Below are 16,598 nucleotides of genomic sequence, written 5' to 3'. Positions count from 1 at the left end.
CATGAATGCGGTTCACAGCCTTATCGGCATCGCGATGGTAGTCACACGCGCTCTCCGCCCTAACTCACTTGTGAATGCGCCTGTGGGATCATTTCCCGCGCTCGGTTGTTGCGCGTTCGCGGCGTAGGCCGCTTCGTCCTAGACCTTTCATCATCAAGACATGGAGCTGGATATGCAAAGTCCTGGCGCACTTGAAATCTCGCGGCGCGACCTGCTCGCCGCCTCGGCCGCTACCGTGACAGTGGTGAGCGCACACTCGCTCGGTCACGCGCAGACCAATGTCTCCACCGCACCCCAGAGCACGAAGGTCACTTTCACGGTGAACGGAGAACGCCGGGAGCTTCAGCTCGATAACCGCACGTCCCTCCTCGACGCACTGCGCGAGCATCTGCATTTGACGGGCACCAAGAAGGGATGCGATCACGGTCAGTGCGGAGCGTGCACGGTTCTCATCGACGGCCGCCGCGTCAACGCTTGCCTGACGCTCGCCGTCATGCACGAGGGCGACAGCATCACCACGCTCGAGGGATTGGGGCAGCCCGAAAACCTCCATCCGATGCAGGCCGCCTTTGTCCAGCACGACGGATTCCAGTGCGGCTACTGCACGCCAGGCCAGATCTGTTCCTCCGTTGCAATGCTCGATGAAATCAAGGCCAATATCCCAAGCCATGTGACGGTGGATCTTACGGCGCCGGCCGAAATCACGCCCGCCGAGATCCGCGAGCGCATGAGCGGCAACATCTGTCGTTGCGGCGCCTATTCGAACATCGTCGAAGCCATCACCGAAGTCGCGGGGAGGAAGGCATGAGAGCTTTCAGCTACGAACGCGTCTCGTCGATCGAGGCCGCGGCCCGGGCCGCTGCCACCACGGATGGCGCGAAATTCATCGCCGGCGGCACCAATCTCCTGGATCTGATGAAGCTGGAGATCGAGACACCGACCCATCTGGTCGATGTCAACGGGCTGGCACTGGACAGGATCGAACCCACACCGGAAGGGGGGCTGCGTATCGGTGCCCTCGTCCGCAATACGGATCTTGCCGCCGACGAACGGGTCCGCCGCGATTATGCCCTGCTGTCGCGCGCCCTGCTCGCAGGGGCATCGGGACAATTGCGCAACAGGGCGACGACCGCCGGCAACCTGCTTCAACGCACCCGCTGTCCGTATTTCTACGATACCAACCAGCCCTGCAACAAAAGGCAGCCGGGCAGCGGCTGTTCGGCGCTGGCCGGCTTCAGCCGCCAGCTTGCGGTGGTTGGCGTCAGCGATGCCTGCATCGCCAGCCATCCGAGCGACATGGCGGTCGCCATGCGCGCCCTCGACGCCGTCGTGGAGACCGTGCGAGCCGACGGCACGACGCGCAGCATCCCGATCGCAGATCTCCATCGCCTGCCGGGTGACACGCCGCATATCGAACATGTCCTCGAGCGGGGCGAATTGATCACCGCGGTCGTCCTGCCGAAGCCGGCCGGCGGCAAGCAGATCTATCGCAAGGTTCGCGACCGGGCCTCCTACGCATTTGCGCTCGTCTCCGTCGGCGCCGTCGTGCAGCCGGACGGAACCGGCCACGTCGCGCTCGGCGGCATCGCGCCGAAACCATGGCGTGACGAGGCGGCCGAAAAGGAGCTGGCGAACGGAGCAAAGGCGGTCGCCGCCAAGCTTCTTGCCGGCGCCCGCCCGACTGAACAGAACGCCTTCAAGGTCATGCTTGTCGAACGCGCGCTGAGCGCGGTCCTCGTCGAAGCGAAGGGATGAGACAATGAGATTCGACACACCAGCAACGACGAACCCGATCGACCGGGGCAAGGTAATCGGCAAGCCCATCCCCCGCATCGACGGTCCGCTCAAGACTACCGGCAAAGCAATCTATGCCTATGAGTGGCATGATCCGAATAACCGCTATGCCTATGGCTATGTCGTCGGTTCGGCAATCGCCAAGGGCCGGATCAGGTCGATGGATGTCGCCGCCGCGAGAAATGCTCCCGGTGTGATCGCGGTCGTCACCACCGATGGCGTCGGCGAACTGAAGAAGGGTAAATACAACACCGCCAAGCTCTTCGGTGGCACCGAGATCCAGCACTACCACCAGGCCATCGCCGTCGTGGTGGCCGAGACATTCGAGGAGGCCCGCGCCGCCGCGGCGCTCGTCAAGGTCGATTATGCCGAGGAAAAAGGCGCTTTCGATCTGGCCGCGGCCAAGGACAGCGCCGTCAAGCCGGAAGGCGAGGAAGACTCCGGAGCGGGGGACTTCGATGCCGCCTTCGAGGCAGCTCCCGTCAAGCTCGACCAGGTCTATACCACCCCGGACCAGTCGCATGCCATGATGGAGCCGCACGCTTCCATCGCCGCGTGGAACGGCGACGACCTGACGGTCTGGACATCGAGCCAGATGATCGACTGGTGGCGGACCGATCTCGCGACGACGCTTGGGATCGACAAGGACAGGGTGCATCTCATGTCGCCGTTCATCGGCGGAGGCTTCGGGGTGAAGCTGTTCCTACGCGCGGATGCGGTGTTGGCAGCGCTTGCCGCACGTGAAGCCAAGCGCCCCGTAAAGGTCGCCCTCCCCCGCCCTTTCCTGATGAACAACACCACGCATCGCCCAGCGACGATTCAGAGGATCCGGATCGGCGCAGGACGCGACGGCAAGATCACGGCGATCGCGCATGAAAGCTGGTCCGGGGACCTTGCGGGCGGTGGTCCCGAAGTGGCCGTCCAGCAGACTCGTCTGCTTTATGCCGGAGCGAACCGGATGACCGCCATGCGGCTTGCCACCCTCGATCTTCCCGAAGGAAACGCGATGCGCGCTCCCGGCGAGGCGCCGGGCATGATGGCTCTGGAGATCGCCATCGACGAGATGGCCGAGAGGCTGGGTCTCGACCCCGTCGAATTCCGCATCATCAACGACACCCAGGTCGATCCGGAGAATCCCGAACGGTCCTTCTCGCACCGCAATCTCGTCGGCTGCCTGCGCACGGGCGCGGAGCGCTTCGGCTGGCAAGGCCGGAGCAAGCAACCCGGTGCTCGGCGCGAAGGAAACTGGCTGATCGGCATGGGAGTGGCGGCGGCGTTTCGCAACAATCTCGTGCTGAATTCGGGGGCCCGCGTCCGGCTCGACCGCGAGGGCATCGTCACGGTCGAGACCGATATGACCGATATCGGTACGGGCAGTTACACGATCATCGCCCAGACGGCGGCTGAAATGCTCGGTGTGCCGATCGAGAAGGTCGCCGTCAGCCTGGGAGACTCCCGCTTCCCTGTTTCCTCGGGTTCCGGCGGGCAGTTCGGAGGAAACTGCTCCACGGCCGGCGTATACGCCGCCTGCGCCAAGCTGCGGGAAGCCGTGGCGCAGAAGCTCGGCTTCAACAGCACCGACGACCTTGTCTTCGCAGACGGCGAAGTCCGCTCGGGTGACCGCCGAATGCCGCTCGCGCAAGCTGCCGGCGATGAGGGGCTCATCGCTGAGGATCTCATCGAATTCGGCGACCTCACCAAGACCCATCAGCAATCCACCTTCGGAGCTCATTTCGTCGAGGTCGCGGTTGACGTCGCGACAGGAGAGACACGGATCCGGCGAATGCTGGCGGTCTGCGCCGCCGGCCGGATCCTCAATCCGATCACGGCACGCAGCCAGGTGATCGGCGCGATGACGATGGGGGTCGGCGGCGCGCTGACTGAGGAACTCGTCGTCGACAAGGAGCGTGGCTTCTTCGTCAATCACGATCTCGCCGCCTACGAGGTGCCGGTGCACGCCGACATCCCGCACCAGGAGGTCGTCTTCCTGGAAGAGACGGATCCGATGTCCTCGCCGATGAAGGCCAAGGGTATTGCCGAGCTCGGGATCTGCGGTGTCGCGGCAGCTGTCGCGAACGCCATCTACAATGCGACCGGCGTAAGGGTACGGGAGTATCCGATCACGCTCGACAAGCTGATCGAGAAGCTTCCGGAAGTCAGCTAGAACATGCCAAGGGCATCTACCCCGCGCAACTTTACGGCTAAGCAAGCATGGGAGGTTCGGATAGGATAGACAGCGCTATAGCGAGAGGAAATGATGCCAGCGGAGCCGGAGGAAGATGAAAGGAGTGGAGGGGCACCTGCCTCCTCCACTTTTGCCCGCGTGCGGAAAATTATCCATATCGACATGGACGCATTTTACGCTTCGGTGGAGCAGCGCGACAATCCGGAGCTTCGAGGCAAACCGGTCGCAGTCGGGTATCCGGAGGCGCGCGGCGTGGTCGCCGCCGCGAGCTACGAGGCCCGCAAATTCGGCGTTCACTCGGCTATGCCGTCGGTGACGGCCAAGCGCAAATGTCCGGAGCTGATCTTCGTTCCGCACCGCTTCGACGTCTACCGGGCCGTCTCGCGGCAGATTCACGCGATCTTTGCCGAATACACGCCGCTGATCGAACCTTTGTCGCTGGATGAAGCCTATCTCGACGTTACCGAGAACCTGAAAGGCATGCAGCTCGCAACCGAGATCGCGGAACAGATACGCGCCAGAATCCGGGCCGAGACGCAGCTCACCGCATCCGCTGGCGTATCCTACAACAAGTTCCTTGCGAAGATCGCTTCGGACCAGCGCAAGCCCGATGGGCTGTTCGTCATCACGCCGAAGCACGGCCCAGATTTCGTGCAGGCGCTTCCCGTCAAGAAGTTTCACGGCGTCGGACCGGCAACGGCGGAGAAGATGAAACGGCTCGGCATCGAAACCGGCGCCGACCTCAAATCCCGTGATCTCGCCTTCCTGCAACAGCACTTCGGCAAGTCGGGGCCGTATTTCTACTGGATCGCCCGCGGCATCGACGAGCGGGAGGTCAAGCCCGACCGCATCCGGAAATCGATCGGCGCCGAGGATACGTTTCGGGAGGATGTTCATGATCTTGCGGCGGCCCGCGCGGGCCTCAAGCCTTTGATCGACAAGGTCTGGCACTATTGTGAAGCCAGCGGCATTCGCGGCAAGACCGTGACACTGAAGGTGAAGTGGGCAGATTTCACGCAGATCACCAGAAGCAAGACCATCGTTGCGCCGATTGCGAGCGCCGCCGAAATGGGCGAGATCGTGGAACTGCTGCTTTTACCGATCTTTCCCGCCGCCAAAGGCATTCGATTGCTCGGGGTCACGCTCTCGTCTCTCGATCCCGTGGACGATCGGAGCGGGCCGCAGCTCGCCCTGGCGCTTTGAAGCCGCGGCCTGACAGAAACGAAAAAGCCTGCCGCGTGAGGAAGCGCGACAGTCCAGCCAAGTAAAAATCAAATCCCTAGAGCTGCAGAGAAAAACACTGATGCGTATCGGAAAAAGAAAATATTGAAGAGGAGGAATTCAGTGAGAAAGAAAAAGCCCAAGGCGTTACAAAAATTCCCTCAGTCTCCCGGAATCTATTCAGGAATAGCTGAGCAAATCTTGGTTTCGCCATATTTATGGCCCAACAGTTAATGGCTACTCATTGACGGGCTTGGCTCCAAGATCCTACCCCATCTTTCCGATCATCGATCGACTCCATAAAGGCGCAAAGCTTTCTCTGCTGATGGAGAATATGGCGGCACTTGTTCGTGCTGCCATGGAGTCGAACCTGCTCCGCGGGCTCTGAGCGAGCCTTGCAGATCACGCTTCCGAAGGAAGCGGGTGGTCCGTTCGCCAAACCGTCTCGATTCCAGTCAGCTCACCGGGAGGAAACCAATGAAATCCTATGTTGAAAGCTTCGGATACCAATTCAATCCCGTCGATTTCGCGATCAGGTCGACGCCAGCACTCTGCATTGGAATGATCGTCTTTATTACTCTTTACGACGTGATCTGGTAAATGGCTTCGGCAAATGCGTCCGCATCCCAAGCGGCCGCAAACCGGACACACTTTCCTCATCCCGCTCCAGCCTGAGCCACGCCTGAAATAGCTAGGAACGGCCGGTGAACATGGCGGAATGATACCCCGCCAATAACCCCTCCGCGGCAGCGACGGCATGGTATAATGCCGGCTCGTTACAACGCCTCGAACATCGTTACCCAGGTTCAACCATCGTTGCAGGAACTGCTGCATCGGTGGCTCGTTCTCACTTTGTGTGGAGTGGAGTACGTTCGAATGACTGGATGGAATTATCAGGAACCGGAACATCACGCCTCAACGGGACTGCCCGTAAGCATTCTGCTGTTGTCGGTCCTCGGAATATCAGCCTATCTGCTGGTCGGGGGTTCCTTGAGTGGTGGAGAGCGCGCCGGCTCCAAAGTCTATCTGCCTGTCGCGCAAACACAGGTTCGTTGAGGAAAGGCTGTTGGAGATCCCGGTCGGCCGGACAGGTGAGAGCCGTCGGCTGTCGCCGAAGAGGCAGCACCGGTTTTCGTCAATCGGGCTTATCCGTGAATTACTTCTCGGTTAGTCGGTTGGAATTCCCGCCGAACCGGATGTGCTGGAACAACGAGGTCTCCGGGAGAGTTCCTCGGCGTGGCAACGAACCTGGTAAATCTTCATGCGTATCGTCATTATAGTTATAGTCGCCTCAATTGTCAGCATCCTTGCTTTCAAATACGTCAACAATTCCTTGTGGAATGCACCCATAGCGGCCACGGCCGAAGAACTGTCCGAAGGTTAACGGACCATCGCGGTCTCAGTTACGGACCGCAAGGGTTTTCGAGAGATTTTGTGGCCCATATATGCGAGAGTCGCAGCGCGTCACGCAAACAGGGCGGCGGCAACATGTCTCAATCCAGGATTTGCAAGGGATGCTGGGAGCAGATGCGTATTCCGGTGCCCCTGCGCGGGCCGGCTTCCATTCCCTTCCGCGCCTTTGGCATCCGCCCGAGCCGGATGAACCCGAATACCTGCACGATCTGCGAACTCATGTTCACGCGCGTGATGAAAGCCCGCAAGATCACCGTTGACGTCTCCGTCCTTTTTGCAGATCTGCGAGGCTATACGGCGCTTTCGCAGTCGCTTACGGCCGATACTGTCTCGTCGCTGCTGGATGATTTCTACGATGAATGTGCCGCGGCGATTTGGGAGTTCGACGGCCTTCTCAACAAGACGGTCGGGGACGCGATCATGGCAATCTTCAACTTTCCGATCCCCCACGCGGATCACGCCGAGCGCGCCGTACTTGCCGCACGCGAGATCCAGCGCCGATGCCAATTGCGCCGTGAGGTTCGCCTGGCGGAGGGTGCCGGCCTGGACGGAAGTGAGCTCGGTGTCGGCATCGGCATCGACACCGGTGAGGCCAGCTTCGGAGAGTTCGGCCGATCCCACCGCGACCTGACTGCAATCGGAACGGTTGTGAATACTGCCGCTCGGGCCCAGTCCGCCGCCGAGGCGGGGCGAATTCTGGTGACCAAAGCCGTTTGCGAGCGCGCGCAGAGCCAAACGGCGGCAAGCGAGGGCCGAAAATACTCTCTCAAGGGCTTTGAGAAGCCGATCGAACTTTTCGCAATCTGAAGAAAGCCGGGGTTCAGAAATACCCGGTAAGTTCGAGCGTCTGATAGCCGGCCAACAGCGTGATCAAAGATCCGACGAGCCGCAGGAGCGTTTTCTCTCGCAGTGCCTTGACCACCCATCCTGCAAAGGGCGCGGCAAGCACGCCGCCCGTGATCAGCCCGCCGATGGATGTAAGATGGTCGCGGAAATCGCCAGCCTGTTCCCAGTGACCGGTTAGAACCGTGGCCAGGAAGCTCAGAGACACTGAAAGTGCGATCAGAAACTCGCTCGCATTGACGGTCCCGATGACGTAGCGCGGCTGTCCGCCTGCGCCGAGCAGACCGGTGGTGGCGACGGGCCCCCATCCGCCGCCGCCCGCGGCATCCAGAAACCCCGCGGTTGCGCCGAGCGGTGCCACGATCCTCAGCTTGACCGGGTTTGTGGGAATGCGATGAAAGGAGCGGTAAAGCAGCCAGGCTCCGATCACTGCAAGATAGGCCGTGACGAAAGGCTTGACCTGATCTCCGTCAAACGAGGTCACGACGAAGGCACCCAGCATTCCACCGGCGATGCCGAAAGGAATGAGCCGCCAGAACAGCTTCCAATCGATGTTGCGGTGATAGAGATGGGCCGATCCGGAAGCGGCAGTGGTGAACAATTCCGCCGCATGGGCTGATGCCGACGCCTGGGCAGGCGGCACGCCAAAGGCAAGAAGCACCGTTGAGCAGATGACGCCGTAGGCCATCCCGAGAGCGCCATCGATCACCTGCGCGAGAAAGCCGACCAATGCGAACAGGATGAATTCTTCCATGGACAGCTCCGGGTTGGGGGCTCGACCGCCCCGCACAAGGAAGCCTCACATGTGCAGCGGCACACGGAGGCTTCCTGTTTCACTTCAGTCTCTGCTTCTTGGCAAGGTGGAAAACGAACGCACATGGCGCTTGTTCCGCGAGGCCCGTAGCCTCGAGCGGCTCAGGCATCGATGACCGTCATCCGCGATCGCCGGAAAAGTCGCTCATTGCCGCTTTTCTATTCACCCGCACTGCTTGACAAAGCTTTGTACAAAATAAAGATTCTACCAATTGGTAAAAATGGGGAACACCATCCATGGCAAGAGATCTGATGATGAGCCGGCGCAATGTGCTTGCGTCGGGCTTGGCGCTTGGCGTGAGCGCTTTTGCGCCGGGCGTCCGCGCCAGCACGCCGGTTAAGGTTGCCGGTATTCACGCCTCCCCTGTCGAAAACGCCTGGAACTCGGTCCTGCACAAGGCGCTGCAGGATGCGGCCGCGGAAGGCGTGATCGAGTATGTCTTCTCCGAAGGCGTTTCCGGCACGGACTATCCCCGCGCGATGCGCGAATATGCCGAGCAGGGTGCAAAGCTCATCATCGGCGAAGCCTATGCCGTTGAAAAGCAGGCCCGCGAAGTGGCCGCAGACTATCCGGAAACCGCCTTCGTCCTCGGCTCGAGCGGCAAGGAATCGGGCGACAACTTCGGCGTTTTCGGCACCTGGAACCACGACGGCGCCTATCTGGCCGGCATGCTCGCCGGCAAGATAACGAAGTCGAACGTCGTCGGCTCCGTCGGCGCCATGCCGATCCCGGAAGTCAACATGCTGATCAACGCCTTCGCTGCGGGCGTGAAGGCCGTCAATCCCGATGCCAAGCACCTCGTCACCTTCATCGGTACCTTCTTCGACCCGCCGAAGGCGCGCGAAGCGGGCCTCGCCCAGATCGACGCCGGTGCCGACATCCTCTTCGGCGAGCGCATCGGCACCGCCGATGCCGCGAAGGAACGCGGGCTCAAATCCGTGGGTTCGCTGATCGACTATACGCCGCGCTATCCCGACACGGTCTTCGCCAACGCGCTCTGGGGCTTCCGCCCTATCCTCAACGCCGCAATTGCCGACGTCTCCGCCGGCAAGCCGGTCGGCAAGGACTACACAGCCTTCGGCCTGCTCAAGGAAGGCGGCAGCGACATTGCCTATGTCAAGGGCGTCGCCCCGGCAGATGCCGAAGCGGCGATGGAAGCCAAGCGCGCCGAGATCAAATCCGGCGCCTTCGAGGTTCCGCGCATCATGGACGAGCCGAAGTAGCCGGCTTGTCCATGGCAGGCGATGCAATCTCTCTCGGTGAGGCGATCCGAATGGGCCGCCTCACCGCTTCCGAAGCGATGGAAGCATCCCTTGCGGCGGCCGGCCGGTCGGCAGAAATAGGCGCGATCGTCCATCTCGACCCAACGCTCGGACGAACGGCCGCAGAAAATGCGGACGCCCGCCTGCGCCACTTGCCTGACGGCGGGCAGACCGCACCGTTTCTCGGCGTCCCGAGTCTTGCCAAGGATCTGGGCGGCCCCTTTGCCGGCCTTCCGGTTGCGGCCGGATCGAACTTGCTCGAGCGCCGTGCCGCCGTCGCGGAAGACAGCGAACTGGCAGCGCGGCTCCGCGGAGCAGGCCTTTGCTTCTTCGGACTGACCACGGTGCCCGAAATGGGCCTGTCGCTCGCAAGCGAACCTGCGGCCGGGCCTATCTGCCGCAACCCCCTCGATACGGGCCGGACGCCCGGCGGCTCTTCCGGCGGAGCGGCGGCTGCCGTTGCCGCCGGCATCGTGGCGATCGCCCATGCGACCGATGCGGGCGGGTCGATCCGCGTCCCCGCGGCATGTTGCGGTCTCTTCGGCCTCAAGGCGAGCCGGGGTGCGATCGCGGCTGGACCATCCTTCGGCAATCATCTCGGCGGCATTGCCGGTGAACTTGCGCTGTGCCGCTCCGTCCGTGACCTGGCGGCGATCTTCGACGCGGCAGCCGGACGCGCCAGAGGGCCGTTTGCCGATCCATGGTTCGCCCCCTCCCCGTCCGGCCCCTTACGTGTCGGCCTTCTCCTCGAGACCGGCGGCCAATACCCGACCGAACCGGCGCGCAGCGAGGCCGTCGAAGAGGCCGCGCGGGCACTGGAGCGAGACGGCCACAGCATCGTTGCGATGCGTTGGGACGCGTTCGCTGCGGGCATTGCCGCGAGCGGCCGGGTCCTGCGCGACATCGTCGCCGTCAACCTGGCCAATTTCGTCGTTTCCGCCGGTCTCGATGCCGGGCGCGCCGAACGGCTGACGCAGGCTTTTATCAGACATGGGACGCGACTCGAGGCGACCGCGCTCTGGGCGACGCTTGACGACGCCGTCCATGCGAGCCATGCGGTCTGGTCGCTTTTCGACCGGGTAGACTGTATCCTGACGCCCATGCTCGCGTCGGCACCCCTTCCTATCGGATCCTTTCCTTTCGACCACGACGATATCGACCTTCAGATTCGCCGCATGACGGCGTTTGCGCCACTTGCCGCACTCGCCAATGCCACCGGTTTTCCGGCCCTCACGCTCCCATTCGGCGTGGATGAAGCCGGATTGCCGCTGCCGGTGCAGATCCTGGCGCCCATGGGCGGCGACCGCCTCCTCATCGAGCTTGCGGCGCGCCTGGAAAGAGAGGGCCGCTGGCAGCACCGTTTCGCCGTCGCGGGAATTCCGGAATGATCCAAGCCATTCTCGACATTTGCAGCGTCAGCAAGCGCTTCGGCGACAATCTCGCCAATGACGACATCTCGCTGAGTCTCGGAAAGGGCGAGATCGTCGCCCTCCTCGGCGAAAACGGCGCCGGCAAGACCACGCTGATGAGCATCCTGTTCGGCCATTATGTGCCTGATAGCGGCAAGGTGCTGGTCGAGGGGCGCGAACTGCCTCCGGGCAAGCCACGCGCGGCGATCCGCGCAGGCATCGGCATGGTGCATCAGCATTTCTCGCTCGCCCCCAACCTGACGGTGCTGGAAAACGTCATGGCGGGCACGGAACGCCTCTGGCAGCTGCGATCCGGCACCGGCGCGGCGCGGCGGAAACTGCGCGGCATTTGCCAGCGGTTCGGTCTGACGGTGGAGCAGGACGCGCGCGTCGGCGACCTCTCGGTCGGCGAGCAGCAGCGCGTCGAGATCCTGAAGGCGCTCTACAACGATGCGCATATCCTGGTGCTCGACGAGCCGACGGCGGTGCTGACGAATCTGGAGGCCGAGCGGCTGTTCTCGACACTGAAGGACATGGCGCGCGAAGGGCTTTCGCTGATCTTCATTTCGCACAAGCTGGACGAGGTCATGGCCGCGGCCGACAGGATCGTCGTGCTGCGCGGCGGCCGCAAGGTGGCCGAGCGTCTTGCGAAAGAGACGAACAAGGCGGAGCTTGCCGAACTGATGGTCGGCCGCAAGGTGGCCCGGCCGGTGCGCGAGCCTTCGACGCCCGGCGAGGTGGTGCTTGATGTCGCGGATGTGAGCGTCAGCATCGACGGGGTGGAACGGCTGAAGTCCATCAATTTCAGCCTCCGCGCGGGCGAGATTCTCGGCATTATCGGAGTTTCCGGCAACGGCCAGACGACGCTGGCGCATCTCCTGTCGGGTACGGTCAGGCGCGACAAGGGCGAACTCCTGCTGTTCGGCGAGCCGATCGGCGACCTTACGGTTGACGGCGCCGTCCGGGCGGGGATCGGCCGCATTCCGGAAGATCGCAATAGGGAAGGCGCGATCGGCGAAATGGCCATTTGGGAGAACGCCGTTCTCGAGCGCCTGCCGCGATTTTCGCGCTACGGCCTTGTCGATCGTCCGTCCGCCCAGGCATTCGCCGGCCAGATCATCGATGCTTTCGACGTGCGCGGCGGCCGGCCGACGACACGCACGCGGCTGCTCTCGGGCGGCAACATGCAGAAACTCATCCTCGGGCGCAATCTGATCGACCGACCGCGCATCCTGCTTGCGGCGCAGCCGGCGCGCGGGCTCGACGAGGGGGCTGTCGCCGCGGTACACGAGCGGCTGCTCGAAGCGCGGCGCGCGGGAACCGCGGTGCTCCTCATCTCCGAGGACCTGGAAGAAGTCATGGCGCTTGCCGACCGCATTCAGGCCATCGTCAACGGTCGGCTTTCGCCTCCAATCGCCGCCGACAGCGCCAGTGCCACGAAACTCGGCCTGATGATGGCCGGCGAATGGAATGAAGAGCACGAGGTTCCGCATGCGTTTTGAACGACGCGAACATCGTTCGCTCGCCCTGGTGATCGCGACGCCCGTGCTTGCGATCCTCTGCGCGCTGGCGTTGGCCGGCCTGCTCATCGCTATCGCCGGTGCCCCGGTCATGGAGGCCTATTGGCGCATTCTCGTCGGGGCTTTCGGCTCGCGGCTTTCGGCGACCGAAACCTTGACCCGCGCAAGCCCGCTCATTCTAACGGGCCTTGCCGCGGCGGTCGCGTTCCGCGCGAGGCTCTGGAACATCGGCGCCGAGGGTCAGTTCTATCTCGGAGCGATTGCCGTCGCCGCGGCCAGTTCGCACGTTTTCGGCGGTCTCCCCTCGCCCCTGCAGATTCCGCTGCTTCTCGTCGTCGGCGCGGCAGCCGGCATCGTCCTGCTGCTCGTGCCGCTTTGGCTGAGGCTACGCTTTTCCGTCGACGAGGTCGTGACCACGCTTCTCCTCAATTTCGTCGCCGTGCTCTTCGTCTCCATGCTGATCGACGGCCCGCTCAAGGACCCGATGGGCTTCGGATGGCCGCAGTCGCAACCCGTCGCCGACGCGGCGGTCCTGCCGAAGCTTTTCGCCCGATCCCGCCTCCATATCGGGCTGATGATCGCACTCGTCCTCGCCGTCGCCGTCCATCTCGTTCAGTCGCGCACGGTGTTCGGCATGCAGTCGCGAGCAGCCGGCCTCAATCCGGCCGGGGCGGTCTTCGCCGGCGTGCCGCTCGGCCGTACCCTGGTGACGGTGGCCTGCATTTCAGGCGGGCTCGCGGGCCTTGCGGGGGCTATCGAAGTCATGGGCGTGCAGGGCTATGTGACGACGGACCTGTCGCCGGGTTACGGCTATTCCGGCATCGTCGTCGCCATGCTCGCCAATCTCCACCCCCTGGGCGTGGTGCTTGCCGCCCTGTTCACGGCGGTCATGTTCGTCGGGGCCGACGGGATGAGCCGCAGCATGGGTATCCCCTCCTACATAGCCGATGTCACGGTGGCCTTGGCGCTGATCAGCATGCTGACCGGTGTCTTCTTCACCCAGTACAGGATTCGCCGATGAACGCCGTCATCGACATTTTCGCTTCCGCCGGCCTCTGGGCGGCCGTCCTGCGCATCGCCACGCCGCTGATCCTCGGCACACTCGGCGCGCTCCTGTGCGAGCGCTCCGGCGTCCTGAATCTCGGCATCGAGGGCATCATGACTTTCGGCGCGATGATCGGCTGGCTTACGGTCTATAACGGCGCCGACCTGTGGACGGGCATTCTCGTCGCGGGTCTCTCCGGCGGGATCTTCGGCCTCTTGCATGCGGGCCTGACGGTCACGCTCGGATTGTCGCAGCATGTGTCCGGCCTCGGGGTGACGCTTTTCGCCTCGAGCTTCAGCTACTACGTCTTCCGTCTGCTGGTACCGGTCGCGGGTACGCCGCCGACGATCGAGCCGTTCCAGCCGATCGACGTGCCGGTGCTTTCGTCCCTCCCCTTCCTGGGTCCGGCGCTCTTCACGCAGACGCCGCCGACCTATGCGGCGATCCTGCTGGCGCTGGCGCTCGGCTACATGCTTTTCCGTACGCCGCTAGGCCTGGCGATCCGCATGACGGGGGAGAATCCGCACGCCGCCGAGGCGCAAGGCATCAACCCGATGGCGATCCGCTTTGGTTCCGTCGTCGTCGGTAGCGCGCTGATGGGCATCGGCGGCGCCTTCCTGACGCTCTCGGCCTTCAACAGCTTCTTCCCGACCATGGTGCAGGGGCGGGGCTGGATCTGCATAGCGCTCGTCGTCTTCGCCTCCTGGCGGCCGGGCCGCGCCCTCGTCGGAGCGCTGCTGTTTGCATTGTTCGACGGCTTCCAGCTGCGCCTGCAGGCGCGGCTGAGCGGCGTCGTCCCCTATCAGATCTTCCTGATGATCCCCTATCTGATGTCGATCGCAGCGCTGGCGCTCATGGCCCGGCGCGCCCGCGTTCCGCAGGCGCTGATGCAACCCTACCGGCGCGGCGAGCGCTAAATCCGAAGGACTGACCCATGTTCGACCTGATCATCCGCAATGCGAACCTGCCGGACGGCCGGCAGGCCTTTGATATCGGCCTTGCCGGCGGCAAGATCGCCGCCATCGAGAAGTCGATAGCCGCGACCGCCGGCGAGGAGATCGACGTGTCCGGCCGCCTGGTCAGCCCGCCCTTCTGCGATCCCCATTTCCACATGGATGCGACGCTGTCACTCGGTTTGCCGCGCATGAACGTCTCCGGCACGCTGCTCGAGGGCATCGCGCTCTGGGGCGAGCTGCGGCCGCTGCTGACGAAGGAAGCCCTCGTCGAACGAGCGCTTCGCTATTGCGACCTCGCCGTGACCCAGGGCCTTCTCTATATTCGCAGCCACGTGGACACGTCCGATCCGCGCCTCGTGACGGCCGAAGCGCTGCTCGAGGTCAAGGAAAAGGTCGCACCCTATATCGATCTGCAGCTCGTCGCCTTCCCGCAGGACGGATATTACCGCGCGCCCGATGGCGTCTCCTCGCTCGAGCGCGCGCTCGATATGGGGATCGGCATCGTTGGCGGCATTCCTCACTTCGAGCGGACGATGGAAGACGGCGCCCGCTCCGTCGAGGCGCTGTGCCGGATCGCCGCCGACCGCGGCCTGCCGGTCGACATGCATTGTGACGAAACCGACGATCCGTTGTCGCGCCACATCGAGACGCTCGCCGCCCAGACGGTGCGGTTCGGGCTCAAGGGGCGCGTGGCAGGTTCGCATCTCACCTCGATGCATTCGATGGACAACTACTATGTCTCGAAGCTCATCCCGCTGATGGCCGAGGCGGAGATCAACGTGATCCCCAATCCGCTGATCAACATCATGCTTCAGGGCCGCCACGACACCTATCCGAAGCGGCGGGGCATGACGCGAGTGCGCGAGCTGATGGCGGCCGGCCTCAACGTCTCCTTCGGACACGACTGCGTCATGGACCCCTGGTACTCGATGGGCTCCGGCGACATGCTGGAGGTCGGCCATATGGCGATCCATGTCGCGCAGATGGCCGGCATTGACGACAAGCGCAAGATCTTCGACGCGCTCACCGTCAATTCGGCAAAGACCATGGGGCTCGAAGGCTACGGCCTCGAGACCGGCTGCAAGGCCGACCTGGTCGTGCTGCAGGCCGCCGACGTGACCGAGGCGTTGAGGCTGAAACCGAACCGGTTGTTCGTCATCAAGGCAGGCAAGGTCATCGCGAAAACCGCGCCGCGCGTCGGCGAGCTTTTCCTCGCCGGGCGTCCCGCCTCGATCGACATGGGACGCGACTACGTTCCCCCGGTGCTGCAGCGCTGATCCCATGCCGCTGGAGCGGACCACGGAACTGTTGAGAAAAATGAGGTCCGCTGACGGGAAGTTCCGTATAGTCGTGGCAATGGGAGACCGGTCAGATGCGCATCAATGAAGACCTGACGAAACCCGTAATCGTCCATTCGGCTAAACTCGACTGGGTTCCAAGCCCCGCCGCAGGGGTGGATCGCCGCATGCTCTACCGTATCGGAGGCGAAGTTGCGCGCGCAACCTCGATCGTGCGCTATGCGCCGGGCAGCGCCTTTCCACGCCACGTCCATAGCGGCGGCGAGGAAATCCTCGTGCTCGAGGGGACGTTTGAGGACGAGCACGGCGACTATTCTGCGGGCAGCTATTTCCGCAATCCGCCCGGCACCTCGCATATACCTGCCTCGAAGGATGGCTGCACGATCTTCGTGCGGCTCTGGCAATATCGTGAGGGCGACGGCACGCAAATAGTTCGCTACCCTGGAGAGGGTGAATCGGCGCCGCTGCGCGAGGCGGTCGAGGCAGCGCGCGTCCTGTTCGACGACGGAAAAGAGCGGGTGTCGATAGAAACCTGGCTGCCGGGTTCAGCCGTCGGCGTCGAGAATCGCCGTGGGCTCGAGTTCCTCGTCCTTTCCGGCGGCCTCGCATCCAGGGGTGAGCAACTGGAGCCGCAGAGTTGGGGCCGGTTGCCCGCAGGAGAGGCGCTCGAAGCGATCACCGGGCGTAAAGGCGCTGAGATCTGGATCAAGGACGCACCGCTGCAGCACCCCGACGTGCTGCAGCTGCCCTGAAGCGCTACGCGGGCTCCGGACGGAGCATCTGCCCTGTGCCATCAAGATTTGTGGTGAAACCGATAAGCAAAGTGCGATTGGTCAAG

General features: G+C 63.2%; 14 protein-coding genes. 13 read left to right on the top strand and 1 reads right to left on the bottom strand.

Annotated elements, in window-relative coordinates; translation table 11 throughout:
* Positions 1-172: 172 nt before the first annotated feature.
* The 6 genes from paoA to ACTJKL_RS13410 all read left to right on the top strand — a co-directional run bounded on the left by paoA (position 173) and on the right by ACTJKL_RS13410 (position 7,420).
* Positions 173-808 carry an aldehyde dehydrogenase iron-sulfur subunit PaoA gene (gene paoA / locus ACTJKL_RS13435; protein ID WP_375341887.1) on the top strand — a complete coding sequence of 212 codons (636 nt, stop codon included), beginning with the start codon at positions 173-175 and terminating at the stop codon, positions 806-808.
* On the top strand, positions 805-1,755 hold the full coding sequence (locus tag ACTJKL_RS13430; protein WP_275598608.1) for an FAD binding domain-containing protein: 951 nt from the start codon (positions 805-807) through the stop codon (positions 1,753-1,755). Before paoA ends, ACTJKL_RS13430 begins: the two co-directional genes overlap by 4 nt.
* A gap of 4 nt (positions 1,756-1,759) precedes the next feature.
* A complete protein-coding gene (paoC, locus tag ACTJKL_RS13425) occupies positions 1,760-3,958 on the top strand; it encodes an aldehyde oxidoreductase molybdenum-binding subunit PaoC (RefSeq protein ID WP_440853070.1) in 2,199 nt (732 codons plus the stop codon).
* A 90-nt stretch (positions 3,959-4,048) separates the two neighbouring features.
* Positions 4,049-5,182, top strand: coding sequence for a DNA polymerase IV (gene dinB, locus ACTJKL_RS13420; protein WP_375341888.1), 1,134 nt, complete (start codon positions 4,049-4,051; stop codon positions 5,180-5,182).
* A gap of 495 nt (positions 5,183-5,677) precedes the next feature.
* Positions 5,678-5,800: a hypothetical protein gene (locus ACTJKL_RS13415; RefSeq protein ID WP_018096561.1), complete on the top strand. Its 123-nt coding sequence runs from the start codon at positions 5,678-5,680 to the stop codon at positions 5,798-5,800.
* A gap of 888 nt (positions 5,801-6,688) precedes the next feature.
* Positions 6,689-7,420, top strand: a complete 732-nt coding sequence (locus ACTJKL_RS13410; RefSeq protein ID WP_275600247.1) for an adenylate/guanylate cyclase domain-containing protein — start codon at positions 6,689-6,691, stop codon at positions 7,418-7,420.
* Between the two features lie 13 nt (positions 7,421-7,433).
* On the opposite strand, the gene ACTJKL_RS13405 is transcribed toward ACTJKL_RS13410, so the two are convergent.
* Positions 7,434-8,210 carry a sulfite exporter TauE/SafE family protein gene (locus tag ACTJKL_RS13405; protein ID WP_440853069.1) on the bottom strand — a complete coding sequence of 259 codons (777 nt, stop codon included), beginning with the start codon at positions 8,208-8,210 and terminating at the stop codon, positions 7,434-7,436.
* Positions 8,211-8,506: 296 nt separating this feature from the next.
* Between ACTJKL_RS13405 and ACTJKL_RS13400 the strand changes: the two genes are divergently transcribed.
* The 7 genes from ACTJKL_RS13400 (at position 8,507) to ACTJKL_RS13370 (ending at position 16,512) form a co-directional block, all read left to right on the top strand.
* A complete protein-coding gene (locus tag ACTJKL_RS13400) occupies positions 8,507-9,493 on the top strand; it encodes a BMP family protein (protein ID WP_275598612.1) in 987 nt (328 codons plus the stop codon).
* 11 nt (positions 9,494-9,504) lie between these two features.
* Positions 9,505-10,920: an amidase gene (locus ACTJKL_RS13395; protein WP_275598613.1), complete on the top strand. Its 1,416-nt coding sequence runs from the start codon at positions 9,505-9,507 to the stop codon at positions 10,918-10,920.
* A complete protein-coding gene (locus tag ACTJKL_RS13390) occupies positions 10,917-12,443 on the top strand; it encodes an ABC transporter ATP-binding protein (RefSeq protein WP_275598614.1) in 1,527 nt (508 codons plus the stop codon). Before ACTJKL_RS13395 ends, ACTJKL_RS13390 begins: the two co-directional genes overlap by 4 nt.
* Positions 12,433-13,482, top strand: a complete 1,050-nt coding sequence (locus ACTJKL_RS13385; RefSeq protein WP_275598615.1) for an ABC transporter permease — start codon at positions 12,433-12,435, stop codon at positions 13,480-13,482. The genes ACTJKL_RS13390 and ACTJKL_RS13385 overlap by 11 nt, the downstream gene beginning before the upstream one ends.
* Positions 13,479-14,423, top strand: a complete 945-nt coding sequence (locus tag ACTJKL_RS13380; protein ID WP_275600243.1) for an ABC transporter permease — start codon at positions 13,479-13,481, stop codon at positions 14,421-14,423. Before ACTJKL_RS13385 ends, ACTJKL_RS13380 begins: the two co-directional genes overlap by 4 nt.
* Before the next feature lie 17 nt (positions 14,424-14,440).
* Positions 14,441-15,739: an amidohydrolase family protein gene (locus tag ACTJKL_RS13375; RefSeq protein ID WP_440853068.1), complete on the top strand. Its 1,299-nt coding sequence runs from the start codon at positions 14,441-14,443 to the stop codon at positions 15,737-15,739.
* 95 nt (positions 15,740-15,834) lie between these two features.
* Positions 15,835-16,512: a cupin domain-containing protein gene (locus ACTJKL_RS13370; RefSeq protein WP_275598617.1), complete on the top strand. Its 678-nt coding sequence runs from the start codon at positions 15,835-15,837 to the stop codon at positions 16,510-16,512.
* The last annotated feature ends 86 nt before the right edge of the window (positions 16,513-16,598 follow it).

The sequence above is a fragment of the Sinorhizobium sp. 22678 genome (genome assembly GCF_052044265.1).
GTDB classification, from domain to species: domain Bacteria; phylum Pseudomonadota; class Alphaproteobacteria; order Rhizobiales; family Rhizobiaceae; genus Sinorhizobium; species Sinorhizobium meliloti_A.
The sequence above is the reverse complement of the archived record's forward strand: the minus strand, read 5'-3'. Positions and strand labels throughout refer to the sequence as shown.